Genomic DNA, 12,346 nt, shown 5'->3' with positions numbered 1-12,346 from the left:
AGCGCGAGCATGGGAAGCCGAGGGAGGTTGACGCCCCATTCTGAAGCCAACTTCTGCGACGGTCCTTCGCGAGAGCAGCGGCGGAATTGTCTTCTCTGCCGCAGGACTTAGAAATAGGGCCGAATCTACAGCTAAGCGGCCGACCGCCCTTGTCCTCGATTTGGGCACATCAGCCGTGGGTGGTTCTCGTTGGCCATGCCTGATTTGACCCCAAGCTACCGGCGTCCGTCTCCGTAAATTGGCAGCGACGGGATCAGACTTGCAAGGCGCGCGTTGCAACCTTGGCAGGTGTTTTCACCGATGCACCATCTTCACCACCCGTTGTTTGTGGCCTTGTCCCTGGTCGTGGCGGTCCTGGGCTCGTGGACTGCACTGGACCTTTTCCGACGCGTCCGCTCGCATATCGGCCGGGCCCAGCGCGTGTGGCTCGGGACAGCGGCGGTGGTTATGGGCCTGTCTATCTGGTCCATGCACTTCATCGCCATGCTCGGCTTCGATCCCGGCAGCGCTGTGCGCTATGATCTGCCGCTCACCTTCCTCTCCTTGGTCCTCGCGATCGGCGCGACGTCGGGGGCCTTCTTCGCCGCCTCGAAGCCTGGAGCCGGCGCCGCCCGCATCTCGCTGGCCGGCGGCGCCATGGGCGCGGGCATCTGCCTCATGCACTACGTGGGCATGGCGGCGCTCAGGACCGCGGCCTCGCTGGGCTACGACCCGCCGCTTGTAGCCGCTTCGCTCGTGATTGCGGTGAGCGCATCCACGGCGGCGCTGTTCGCCGCGCGGTGGGAGCGGACGCTGCGCTGGCGCGCGGTGGCCGCGCTGGTCCTGGGCTTTGCTATCGCGGGCATGCACTATACGGCCATGGCCGCCCTGCGGCTTACCCCCCTCGACAGCGCCAACGTGGCCGTGCCGGGCGCGCCACCATTCATGCTGGCCACCAGCGTCGCGGCCGGCGCATCGGTGATCCTCCTGCTAGCACTGCTGGCCTCCTTGTTCGACCAGCGCCTGAACGTCCTGGCGGCGCTGGAGGCCGGCGGCGTGGGCTATTGGGAGCTGTCCTTGCCGCAGATGAGCTTCCAAATATCGCCGCGGGGGAAGGAAATTTTCGGGCGCAACCCGAACGCGCCTTTCGCGCCCGAGGACGTCGTGGCCGCCCTCGCGCCGGAGGAGCATTCCCGGCGCGGATCGACCTTCCAGTCTGCGCTGGCGGACTCGAGGGAGTACGACGCCGAGTACCGTCTTGCCGGCGATGGACCCCCGCGCTGGATCAATATCCGCGGGCGCGTAGTGGCGCGGCGCAACGGCCATCCTAGCCGCATGTCGGGCGTGGTCCTCGACGTCTCCGACCGGCACGCCGCCTTCGCCGCACTGGCCGAAAGCGAACGCCGTCAGCGCCTGCTGATCGACGAGCTGAACCATCGGGTGAAGAATACCCTGGCCACCGTGCAATCCATCGCACGGCAGTCGGCGAAGGGCGCGATCTCACAGGAAGCCTTTCGCGCCGCCTTCGAGGCCCGGCTTGTGGCGTTGTCCGAGACCCACAACGCGCTCACGCGCAGCCGCTGGTCGGGAGCGTGCCTAAAGGAACTCCTGGGCCAGGAGTTCGCACCCTATGCACCGAGCCAGGTTCACTTGGAGGGCGAGGACATCCGGTTAGAGCCGCGCCATGCGCTGGCGCTTGGGATGGTCTTCCACGAGCTCAGCACAAACGCGGCGAAGTATGGCGCTCTCTCGACGGTCGAGGGCTGCGTCACCGTCTCCTGGCGCTCGCTGCGCGACATGTTGGAGCTGTCATGGTCGGAGACGGGCGGACCGCCGGTCCGCGCGCCCATACGTCGGGGCTTCGGCTCCCGGCTGATCCAGGGCTCCGTCGATCGCGAGCTCGGCGGTTCGGCCGAACTGTCCTACGATGACCAAGGATTTCGCGCACGACTTACCATCCCGCTGGCGCCTCTCCCGGTATGGGACAGGGTAGTCGACTAGATGGGCGGGTCCAGAGCGGCGCCGGTTCAACCCGCTCTAGGAGCTGTGGACACTTAGCGTAGCCAGAGGACGATGGCTGCGAGGGTGACGATGGCGAGATAGTTCCTGGCGGTCTTCTCGAAGCGTGTAGCGACGCGCCGGAACTGCTTGAGCCTGCTGAAGCAGCACTCGACCAGGTGGCGCTGGGCGTAGAGGTGCTTGTCGAGCGGGTGCTTGCGGGATCGGGACGGGTTGTTGGGGATCACCGCGACCGCGCCCTTCTCGGCGATCGCCTGGCGCAGGCGGTCGGAGTCGTAGGCGGTGTCGGCCATTACGGCCTGGGCTGGCAGGCCTTCGATCAGCGGGCCGGCCTGGGGCGCGTCGCCGCGCTGGCCAGCGGTGAGCGTGAACCGCACGGGACAGCCCAACCCTCGCACGGCCATGTGGATCTTGGTGCTCAAGCCCCCGCGGGAGCGGCCAATGGCCTGATCTTCAGGCCCCCCTTTTTCGCCCCCGCCGCGTGCTGGTGAGCGCGGACGATGGTCGAGTCGACGATCAGGTACTCGAAGTCGGGATCATTCGAGAGCGCCTCGAAGATGCGCCACCAGATCCCCTTGGCGCTCCAGCGGCTGAACCGCCGCCAGACGCTGTTCCAGTCGCCGAACACCTCCGGAAGATCCCGCCACGGCGAACCGGTGCGCACCACCCACAGCACGCCTTCGACGAACATCCGGTTGTCCCGGCCCGTCGAGCCCTTCTGATCCGGACGGCCGATGACCAGCGGGGCGATCCGCTCCCACTGGTCGTCGCTAAGCACCAAGCGGTCCATCACCCCCAAGACTGCCCCCAAAAAGCAGTCTTGAATCACGCTTCGGAGTCGCAGGGAATCCTAAGAGTCCACAGCTCCTAGACGTCGACCTCGGCGTCGAGGGCGTTTTCCTGGATGAACTCGCGGCGCGGCTCGACTAGGTCGCCCATCAGCCGGGTGAACATGCCGTCGGCGTCGTCGGCGTGGTTGACCTTGACCTGCAGCAGGGTGCGGGCGTTGAAGTCCAGCGTCGTCTCCCACAGCTGCTCGGCGTTCATCTCGCCCAGCCCCTTGTAGCGCTGGACGGAGAGGCCCTTGCGGCCGTTGTCCATCACCGCATTGACCAGGTCGATCGGCCCGCGGACCGTGGTCGGCTTTTCCTTGCGGGTGAAGGTCGCCGGCGCCGAGAAGATCTTCGCCAGCTCCTTCGACCGTTCGGCCAGGCGCCGGGCGTCGGCGGCGTGCAGCAGCAGTTCGTCCAGCACCAGCCGCTCGGAGACGCCGCGCTTGACCCGGCTGAAGGCGTAGCCCCCGCCGGCGGCCTGTTCGCCGGTCCAGGCGCCGTCGCCTTCCTCGGCGTAGAGGTCCAGCCGCCTGGCCGCCGTCGCCAGATCGCCGCCGTCCGCCAGCAGGCCGGCCAGGGCCGCCTGTTCGATGGCGAAGGCCGGCGCCCGGGCCGCCAGACGCTCGACGTTGGCCTTGGCCCCGCGCGAGGTCTGCACCATGGCCAGGAGGTCCTGGCCGATCAGCCGTTCGCCGGAGGCGAGGTCGAGGTGGGCCCCGTCGACGCCTTCGTCGATCAGGTAGGTTTCGAGCTCGGCGTCGTCCTTCAGGTAGCGGATCGACTTGCCCTTGGCCGCCTTATAGAGCGGCGGCTGGGCGATATAGAGATAGCCCCGCTCGATCACCTCCGGCATCTGCCGGTAGAAGAAGGTGAGCAGCAGGGTGCGGATGTGCGCGCCGTCGACGTCGGCGTCCGTCATCAGGACGATCTTGTGGTAGCGGATCTTCTCGATGTCGAAGTCTTCGCGGCCGATGCCGGCGCCGAGGGCCGTGATCAGGGTGCCGATCTGGTCCGAGCCCAGCATCTTGTCGAAGCGCGCGCGCTCGACGTTGAGGATCTTGCCGCGCAGGGGCAGGATCGCCTGGTTCTCGCGGTTGCGCGCCTGCTTGGCCGAGCCGCCGGCCGAGTCGCCTTCGACGATGAAGATCTCCGACTTGGCCGGGTCCTTCTCCGAGCAGTCGGCGAGCTTGCCGGGCAGGGAGCTGATCTCCAGCGCCGACTTGCGGCGCGTCAGCTCGCGGGCCTTGCGCGCGGCCTCGCGGGCGGCGGCGGCCTCGGTGATCTTCATCACGATGGAGCGGGCTTCGACCGGATGCTCTTCGAACCAGGTCGCCAGTCCCTCGCCGACCAGGCCTTCGACGGCCGGGCGGACTTCCGACGAGACCAGCTTGTCCTTGGTCTGGGAGGAGAATTTCGGATCCGGCACCTTGACCGAGAGCACGCAGGTCAGGCCCTCGCGCGCGTCCTCGCCGGAGACCGAGACCTTCTCACGCTTCGCAGCCCCGGAGCTGTCGGCGTAGTTGGTGATGATCCGCGTCAGCGCCGAGCGGAAGGCCGCCAGGTGGGTGCCGCCGTCGCGCTGGGGGATGTTGTTGGTGAAGCACAGGACGTTCTCGTGGTAGCCGTCGTTCCACCAGAGCGACATGTCGACCTCGACGTTCTCGCGCCGGCCGCGGATGACGATCGGAGCCTTGAGCAGCGGGGTCTTGGCCTTGTCGAGGTGGCGGACGAAGGCCTCGATGCCGCCCTCGTAGTGCATGACCTCGACGAAGGGCTCGGCCTCGCGGTCGTCCTTCAGCCAGATGGTGACGCCGGAGTTCAGGAAGGCCAGCTCGCGCAGCCGGTGCTCCAGCGTCTTGCGGTCGAAATCGATCAGCCGGAAGGTCTCGGCCGAGGGCAGGAAGGTGACCTCGGTGCCCGACAGGAACTCGCCGTTTTCGCGCAGGGGCGCCTTGCCGGTGATGGCCAGGGGCGAGACCGGGTCGCCGCGGCGGAACTCCATCTCGTGGGCCAGGCCGCCGCGATAGATCTTCAGCTTCAGCCAGTCGGACAGCGCGTTGACCACCGAGACGCCGACGCCGTGCAGGCCGCCGGAGACCTTGTAGGAATTCTGGTCGAACTTACCGCCGGCGTGCAGCTGGGTCATGATGACCTCGGCCGCCGAGACGCCCTCGCCCTCGTGGATGTCGGTGGGGATGCCGCGACCGTCGTCGGTGACGGTGCAGGAGCCGTCGGCGTTGAGGATCACCTCGACCCGCGTCGCCCAGCCGGCGAGGGTTTCGTCGATGGCGTTGTCGACCACCTCGTAGACCATGTGGTGCAGGCCCGAGCCGTCGTCGGTGTCGCCGATGTACATGCCCGGACGCTTGCGGACCGCGTCGAGGCCCTTCAGGACCTTGATGGATTCCGCGCCGTACTCAGCCTGGCCGTTGGAAACGGGGCCATTGCCCTCGAGGCTTGGGTCGTTGGTCTCGATCTCTTCGCTCATGCTTCGTCCGGTTCGGGGTCGCCGCCGCTTCGCGAGGCCAAGACCTCCAGGCGACCCTGCTTGCGTCTCACGCGCGGGCGCGCGTACGCGGGGTCTTAGAGAGGAACCTATATAGGAAAGACCTGCTGATTCTGCACCTTTTTGCGCGCCGACGGACGTGTTCATCCAGGCTGCGCAGCCTGGGTTGGCGTGGGGGCCAGGCGAGGCGGGATGGGCTTGGTTTTCGGGCTGGCCGGGATCCCGGCGGCGGGTGCGCCCCTGGGGTCACGCGAACCCGGTAAGCCCCGCCGCATCCACCCGCACGCCCTGGGCGCGGCCGAGCAGGTCCTCGAACAGGTGCTCGTCGGTGCCGGTGAGGAAGGCCTGCAGCTGAAGGGCCTCGAGCTCGTCGAACAGGGCGGCGCGGCGCCTGCGGTCCAGGTGGGCGGCCACCTCGTCCAGCAGCAGGACGGGGCTGGGCTGGCCCTCGGCGCGGGCCAGGCGGGCGGCCTGGGCGAGGACCAGGTTGAGGATCAGCGCCTTCTGTTCGCCGGTGGAGCATTCGGCGGCCGGACGATCCTTCTCGGCGTGCACCACGGAAAGGTCGCCGCGATGCGGCCCGGTCAGCGCCCGGCCGGCGCCGGCGTCGCGCTCGCGGCCGGCGGCCAGGGCGGCGGCCAGCCGCTGTTCGATCTCGGCGATCTCCGCGCCATCGAGCGCCATCTGCTCCCAGGGACCGGTGAGGCCGAGCCTGGCCTGGGGGAAGGGCCGTTCGCCGCGGCTGTCGATCTCGGTCTGCAGGGCCGCCAGCGTGCGGCCGCGGGCCTCCGCCATCAGGGCGCCGGCCTCGGCGAGCCTGGCCTCCAGGGCGTCGAGCCAGGCCGGGTCCGCCGGCCCGTCGACCAAGAGCCGCATGCGCTCGCGCATGGTCTTTTCGTAGGCGCTGGCGTGGGCGGCGTGGCGCGGGATGGCGGCGAAGACCAGTCGGTCGAAGAACCGTCGCCGGTCGCCTGCGCCTTCCAGGAAGAGCCGGTCCTGGGCGGGCGTCAGCCAGACCTGGCGCACGTGCTCGGCGAGACGGCCGGGCGGCACGGTCTCGCCGTTCAGCCTCACGATCCGGCGCGAGGCGCCCGGCTGCTCGACGCCGGTGCCCAGCTTGAGCGTCTCCTCGCCCGAGGTCAGCTCCGCGGCCACCGCCCAGGCGCGCCCGGTGGTCTCGCCCGGCAGCCTGCGGCCCACCTCCGCCAGGCTTGCGCCGCGCAGGCCGCGGCCGGGGGTGAAGAAGCTCACCGCCTCCAGGAGATTGGTCTTGCCGGCGCCGTTCGGCCCGACCAGGAACACGGCCGCGCCCGTCAGGGCGAGCTCCGTCCGCGCGTAAGAGCGGAAGTCCGTCAGGGTCAGGCGGGTGAAGGCCGCAAGCGTCACGCCGCCGGTCATACAGGCTTTCGGAGATTTGCGGGACTGGACTATCAGGGGGCCATGACGCCTGCGCCGCTCCGCATCTTCGTCGACGCCGACGCCTGTCCGGTGAAGGACGAGGTCTACAAGGTGGCCGCCCGCTATGGGCTGAAGACCTTCGTCGTCTCCAACAGCTTCATGATGGTCCCCCGCTCTGCGATGATCGAGCAGGTGGTGGTCGACTCAGGCCCCGACATCGCCGACGACTGGATCGCCGAGCGGATCGCGCCCGGGGACATCGCGGTGACCAACGACATCCCGCTCGCCGAGCGGGTGCTGCAGGCGGGCGGCGCAGCCATCACCCCGAGCGGGCGGCCCTTCACCCATGACTCCATCGGCTCCGCCATCGCCCAGCGCGCCCTGATGGAGCAGCTGCGCTCCACCGGCGAGATCACCGGCGGACCCAAGCCCTTCGACCGCAACGACCGCTCGCGCTTTCTGCAAGCCCTCGACGAGGCGGTGCAGCGGGAGAAGCGGCGCAAGCGGTGACTGTCATCCCGGTTTTTCGCGCAGCGAAAAGACCGGGACCCATGAACACGGCGCTGCAATGCGGGACGCGGCCGGGCCGTGCGAGTTCTCATCTTCCGGTGTTCATGGATCCCGGTCGGAGTTTATCCTCGGGCCGACCTTAGGTCGGACCCGGGGGCTTCGCGAAACCGGGAGGACACTGAGGGTGTGTGGGCTACGCCCCCCAACCCAGCCGACGGGCATAGGCGACCACGTCCGCCGGCCATTTGGCGACGTTGGTCTCGAACCCCTGTCGGTCGTCAGCGAACAGCGCCCGGATCGCTTCCTCGTAGCCCGGCAGGTCGCCGGCCATGGAGGACATGAAGCGGAAGGCCGCCTCCTGGCTGGCCTTGCGATCGCCGCCGTCGCTATCCGCGCGGCGGGCCTGATCGACGAGCTTGCGCAGGGCGACCGAGGCGCCGCCCGGTTGGGCGCCCAGCCACTCCCAGTGGCGTGGCAGAAGGGTGATCTCGCGCGCCACCACGCCCAGCTTCGGCCGTCCGCGCGGGCGGGGCGCGGCCTGGGGCGCATAGCGCGCCGCCACCTCCGCCGCCGAACCCCGCAGGTCGAGATCCACCACCCGGCCGGTGAGGTCGTCGAACGCCAGCACCGGGCCGTCCTCGTCGCGCTGCATCGCCGCTTGGGCGGTGGCCGCGACATCGAGGGGCGCGCCCGTCACCAGACGCTGTTCGCCGGCGAAAAGGGTCCAGGTCGCGGGGGGCTCGCTCATGATCGGATTTCTGCCATAACAGTCGAGCTGCGTCAATTTGATCCGGATGTAATTGACATTTGATATTCGCCCGGGCTAAATTCAGCTCCATGGAGAAGTCAGCGCGTCGGGCGGTGGTCGCCGCCTATAAGGAGGCCAGGAAGACCGCAGGCGTCTACGCCGTGCGGTGCGCGGCCACGGGCGAGGTCTGGGTCGGCCGCAGCGCCGACCTCGCGGCCCAGCAGAACAGTCTCGACTTCCAGCTGCGGCACGGGCCGAACAATCCGGCGATGCGCCGGGCCTGGACCGCGCACGGCGCCTCGAGCTTGCAGTTCAAGCCGCCGGAGACCGCGCCGGACACCCTGACGCCGGCGGGCTGTCGCGATTTACTGAAGGCGCGCGCCTTGCATTTGCGCCAGGCGCTCGGCGCCGCAGCGATCTGAACGATCGTCGCCTGTCACGGGTGACGTTGCGCTTCCTCGCGCCTATCTTCCCCGCCATGAGCGACACCCTCGAAGCCGCCCCGCAGACTCTCGACGAGATCCCGCGCGAGCCGACCCAGGATGGGCCGCGCGTCCGCCTCTATCTGGTGGACGGCTCGGGCTTCATCTTCCGGGCCTTCCACGCCCTGCCGCCGCTGACGCGCAAGACCGACGGCCTGCCGGTCGGCGCGGTCGCGGGCTTCTGCAACATGCTGTGGAAGCTGCTGGTGGACATGAAGGCTCAGGAGGATGCGCCGACCCACCTGGCGGTGGTGTTCGACCACTCCGAGAAGACCTTCCGCAACAAGCTGTACGCCGAATACAAGGCCCACCGGCCGCCGCCGCCGGAAGACCTGATCCCGCAGTTCCCGCTGGTGCGCGAGGCGACCCGGGCGTTCGGCGTGCCCAGCCTGGAGCTGCCGGGCTACGAGGCCGACGACCTGATCGCCGCCTACGCCTGCAAGGTCCGCGACGCGGGCGGCGAGGTGGTGATCGTCTCCTCCGACAAGGACCTGATGCAGCTGGTCGGGCCGCAGGTCGCCATGCTCGACACCATGAAAAACCTGCGGATCGGCCACGACCAGGTGGTCGAGAAGTTCGGCGTGCCGCCGGACCGGGTGGTCGACGTCCAGGCGCTGTGCGGCGATAGCGTCGACAACGTGCCGGGCGCGCCGGGCATCGGCATCAAGACGGCGTCGGCGCTGATCCTGGAGTACGGCGACCTCGACACCCTTCTGGCGCGGTCCCACGAGGTCAAGCAGCAGAAGCGCCGCGAGACCCTGATCGCCTACGCCGACCAGATCCGCCTGTCGCGCGAGCTGGTGAAGCTCGACTGCGACACGCCCTTGCCGACCCCGGTCGACGAGCTGGCGGTCGAGGAGCCGCAGGCCGAGGTGCTGGCCGCCTTCCTCGAGCAGATGGAGTTCCGCACCCTGGCCCGCCGGGTCGAGGCGCACGGCAAGGGGCCCGGCGCGGCCACGCCGCAACCCGAGGCCAGGGCGCCCGAGCCGCCCAAGCACGGCGCCATCGACGTCACCGCCTACCAGTGCGTCCGCGACCTGGAGACCCTCGACGCCTGGATCGCCCGGGCTCGCGCCAAGGGCCTGATCGCCTTCGACACGGAGACCGACGCCCTATCGGCGACCAGCGCGGAGCTGTGCGGCGTCTCGCTGGCGGTCGCGCCGGGCGAGGCCTGCTACATCCCGGTGAACCATTGCGAGTCCGACGGCCTGGCGCTGGAAGCTCCCCAGGACCTGGCGCAGATCCCGCTCGAGGCGGCGCTGGCGCGGCTCAAGCCGCTGCTGGAGGACCCTTCGGTGCTGAAGGTGGCGCAGAACGCCAAGTACGACCTGGCGGTGCTGTCGCGCTACGGGATCCAGGTTGGGCCGATCGAGGACACCATGCTGATCAGCTTCGTGCTGGAGGCGGGGCTGCACAAGAGCCACGGCATGGACGAGCTCGCCAAACGCTGGCTGGAGCATGAGCCGATCAGCTTCAAGACCGTCGCCGGCGCCGGCAAGGCGCAGAAGAGCTTCAAGCACGTGGGGCTGAACGAGGCGACCTGCTACGCCGCCGAGGACGCCGACGTGACGCTGCGGCTCTACGAGCACCTGCGCCCGCGCCTGGCGCACGAGGGCCTGCTGACCGTCTACGAGACGCTGGAGCGGCCCCTGCCCAAGGTGCTGGTGGAGATGGAGCTGGAGGGCGTCAAGGTCGACCCCGAGCGGCTGCGCGGCCTTTCCCACGACTTCGGCGTCCGCATGGCCGAGCTGGAGACCGAGGCCCATCGGCTGGCGGGCCGGCCCTTCAACCTGGGCTCGCCCAAGCAGATCGGCGAGGTGCTGTTCAAGGAGATGGGGCTGGCCTCGGGCCGCACCACCGCGACCGGGGCGATGTCGACCGACGCCTCGATGCTGGAGGACCTGGCGGCCCAGGGCCACGAGCTGCCGCGGACCCTGCTCGACTGGCGCCAGCTGTCGAAGCTGAAGGGCACCTACACCGACGCCCTGACCGCGGCGATCTCGCCGAAGACCGGGCGGGTGCACACCTCCTTCTCGCTGGCGGCGGCGAGCACCGGGCGGCTGGCGTCCTCGGACCCCAACCTGCAGAACATCCCGATCCGCACCGAGGAGGGCCGCAAGATCCGCCGCGCCTTCATCGCCGAGCCGGGCCATGTGCTGATCAGCGCCGACTACAGCCAGATCGAGCTGCGCCTGCTGGCGCACATCGGCGACATTCCGCAGCTGAAGAAGGCCTTCCAGGAGGGCCTGGACATCCACGCCATGACCGCCTCGGAGATGTTCGGCGTGCCGGTCGAGGGCATGCCGTCGGAGGTCCGCCGGCGCGCCAAGGCGATCAATTTCGGCATCGTCTACGGCATCTCGGCCTTCGGCCTGGCCAACCAGCTGAGCATCCCGCAGGACGAGGCCGGGGCCTATATCAAGACCTACTTCGAGCGCTTCCCCGGCATCCGCGCCTACATGGACCGGATGAAGCAGGAGGTCCGCGCGACCGGCTTCGTCACCACCATCTTCGGCCGCCGGGTGAACATCCCGGCGGCGACCTCGAAGTCGGCGGCCGAACGCGCCTTCGGCGACCGGGCGGCGATCAACGCCCCGATCCAGGGGGCGGCGGCCGACGTGATCCGCCGGGCCATGGTGCGCATGCCCGATGCGCTGCGGGCTGAGGGGCTGAGCGCGAAAATGCTGCTGCAGGTGCACGACGAACTGGTGTTCGAAGCCCCGGAAGCCGAGGCCGAGGCGGTGATCCGCGTCGCCAAGCGGGTGATGGAACACGCGCCGGAGCCCGCCGTCGCCCTGACGGTGCCGCTCGAGGTCGAAGCCCGCGCGGCTTCCAACTGGGACGACGCGCACTAGGCGGCGGCTGCACGCCCCCTCCACCGCTTCGCGGTCCCCCTCCCCCAATGGGGGAGGAGAGGGGCGGCGCAACCTCGAATCTCCTCCCCCTCTGGGGGAGGGGGACCCCGTAGGGGTGGAGGGGGCTCGCCGGTCTAAGCCGCCCGGCGCTGCACCTTGGACTGGATCAGGCGCTGCTCCTCGCCGTAGAGCCGCACGGCGGTCAGCACGCCGGTGGCGTAGGCGCCGGTGTCGAGGCCGAGCCGATGCTTCAGCATCTGCGGCTCCTCGGTCGGGGTGTGGCCGTGGACGATGACCTTGTCGAAGGGCCCGCGGTCGTCGAGGAAGTCGTAGCGGATCCAGAGCATGTCGCGCTCGGTCTGGTCCTCGAGCGCCACGCCCGGCCGGACGCCGGCGTGGACGAAGGCGTAGTCGCCGACCACCCGGACCAGCTCGAGCTGCTGGTAGAAGCGGCGATGGGCGGGGGGCAGGGCCTTGTCGAACGCGTCGCGCACCGCGACCCAGGCCTTGGGCTCGGCGCGCGCGGCGACCGGCTGAACGCCGTAGGACACCAAGGTCGCCCCGCCGCCGTGCTCGATCCAGGTGGGGGCGAACTCGGGCTCGTCGAGGAATTGCAGCAGGGCCTCCTCGTGGTTGCCCTTCAGCGGCGCGACCTCGAAGAAGCTGTCCGCCTGCAGCCGCAGGATGAGGTCGACGACCTGCCGACTTTCCGGCCCACGATCGACATAATCGCCGAGCAGGATCAGCAACGGTCGCTCGACAGGATTGGTCGAGGCCGCGTCCGCGGCGATGTCGTGCACGAGGGGACCCAGCACGTCCATGCGGCCATGCACGTCGCCGATCGCATAGACGAGGCGACCACCGGTCGAGGGCGGCGTTTCAAGCGTCCGTTTGCGTCCGAAGAGACGGCTGAGCAAGTTGTGGGTCCAATAGCCAGTTGTCCCGCAAGATAGGTCCCCGGGACCCGGCCGACAACGCGGCCAAGTGCAGCTTGGCCGCGAAGTCTTGAAATAGAA

8 protein-coding genes and 1 pseudogene are annotated in these 12,346 nt (G+C 69.2%); 4 read left to right on the top strand and 5 right to left on the bottom strand.

What is annotated here, in order from left to right; translation table 11 throughout:
- The first annotated feature begins 300 nt into the window (after nt 1-300).
- Nucleotides 301-1,980 (top strand): MHYT domain-containing protein, encoded by a 1,680-nt coding sequence (locus ACSQ2B_RS15235; protein ID WP_436051094.1) that lies wholly within the window; start codon nt 301-303, stop codon nt 1,978-1,980.
- A 53-nt stretch (nt 1,981-2,033) separates the two neighbouring features.
- Here the strand turns inward: ACSQ2B_RS15235 and ACSQ2B_RS15230 are convergent.
- The 3 genes and pseudogenes from ACSQ2B_RS15230 to recF form a co-directional block, all read right to left on the bottom strand.
- Nucleotides 2,034-2,788: pseudogene (locus ACSQ2B_RS15230) on the bottom strand (IS5 family transposase).
- A 77-nt stretch (nt 2,789-2,865) separates the two neighbouring features.
- Complete coding sequence (gene gyrB, locus ACSQ2B_RS15225) at nt 2,866-5,319, bottom strand: DNA topoisomerase (ATP-hydrolyzing) subunit B (protein WP_436051092.1); 2,454 nt, start codon at nt 5,317-5,319, stop codon at nt 2,866-2,868.
- A gap of 264 nt (nt 5,320-5,583) precedes the next feature.
- Complete coding sequence (recF, locus tag ACSQ2B_RS15220; RefSeq protein ID WP_436051090.1) at nt 5,584-6,735, bottom strand: DNA replication/repair protein RecF; 1,152 nt, start codon at nt 6,733-6,735, stop codon at nt 5,584-5,586.
- A 42-nt stretch (nt 6,736-6,777) separates the two neighbouring features.
- Here recF and ACSQ2B_RS15215 point away from each other — a divergent pair, with 42 nt between their 5' ends.
- Nucleotides 6,778-7,245 carry a YaiI/YqxD family protein gene (locus ACSQ2B_RS15215; protein ID WP_436051089.1) on the top strand — a complete coding sequence of 156 codons (468 nt, stop codon included), beginning with the start codon at nt 6,778-6,780 and terminating at the stop codon, nt 7,243-7,245.
- A 193-nt stretch (nt 7,246-7,438) separates the two neighbouring features.
- Here the strand turns inward: ACSQ2B_RS15215 and ACSQ2B_RS15210 are convergent, their stop codons facing one another.
- A complete protein-coding gene (locus ACSQ2B_RS15210; protein ID WP_436051088.1) occupies nt 7,439-7,993 on the bottom strand; it encodes a DUF2239 family protein in 555 nt (184 codons plus the stop codon).
- A gap of 89 nt (nt 7,994-8,082) precedes the next feature.
- Between ACSQ2B_RS15210 and ACSQ2B_RS15205 the strand changes: the two genes are divergently transcribed.
- Nucleotides 8,083-8,415, top strand: a complete 333-nt coding sequence (locus tag ACSQ2B_RS15205; RefSeq protein WP_436051086.1) for a GIY-YIG nuclease family protein — start codon at nt 8,083-8,085, stop codon at nt 8,413-8,415.
- Between the two features lie 56 nt (nt 8,416-8,471).
- A complete protein-coding gene (polA, locus tag ACSQ2B_RS15200; RefSeq protein WP_436051084.1) occupies nt 8,472-11,330 on the top strand; it encodes a DNA polymerase I in 2,859 nt (952 codons plus the stop codon).
- Nucleotides 11,331-11,464: 134 nt separating this feature from the next.
- Here the strand turns inward: polA and ACSQ2B_RS15195 are convergent, their stop codons facing one another.
- On the bottom strand, nt 11,465-12,247 hold the full coding sequence (locus tag ACSQ2B_RS15195; protein WP_436051082.1) for a metallophosphoesterase family protein: 783 nt from the start codon (nt 12,245-12,247) through the stop codon (nt 11,465-11,467).
- Nucleotides 12,248-12,346 lie beyond the last annotated feature (99 nt).

Origin of the sequence: Phenylobacterium sp. LjRoot225 (assembly GCF_964252855.1) — a bacterium.
In the GTDB taxonomy this organism is placed as follows: Bacteria; Pseudomonadota; Alphaproteobacteria; order Caulobacterales; family Caulobacteraceae; genus Phenylobacterium.
The sequence above is the reverse complement of the archived record's forward strand: the minus strand, read 5'-3'. Positions and strand labels throughout refer to the sequence as shown.

Excerpts from the sequence above, each read along its gene's own strand:
- ACSQ2B_RS15235 (WP_436051094.1), top strand. The coding sequence starts at position 301 with ATGCACCATCTTCACCACCCGTTGTTTGTGGCCTTGTCCCTGGTCGTG.
- gyrB (WP_436051092.1), bottom strand. The coding sequence starts at position 5,319 with ATGAGCGAAGAGATCGAGACCAACGACCCAAGCCTCGAGGGCAATGGC.
- recF (WP_436051090.1), bottom strand. The coding sequence starts at position 6,735 with ATGACCGGCGGCGTGACGCTTGCGGCCTTCACCCGCCTGACCCTGACG.
- ACSQ2B_RS15215 (WP_436051089.1), top strand. The coding sequence starts at position 6,778 with ATGACGCCTGCGCCGCTCCGCATCTTCGTCGACGCCGACGCCTGTCCG.
- ACSQ2B_RS15210 (WP_436051088.1), bottom strand. The coding sequence starts at position 7,993 with ATGAGCGAGCCCCCCGCGACCTGGACCCTTTTCGCCGGCGAACAGCGT.
- ACSQ2B_RS15205 (WP_436051086.1), top strand. The coding sequence starts at position 8,083 with ATGGAGAAGTCAGCGCGTCGGGCGGTGGTCGCCGCCTATAAGGAGGCC.
- polA (WP_436051084.1), top strand. The coding sequence starts at position 8,472 with ATGAGCGACACCCTCGAAGCCGCCCCGCAGACTCTCGACGAGATCCCG.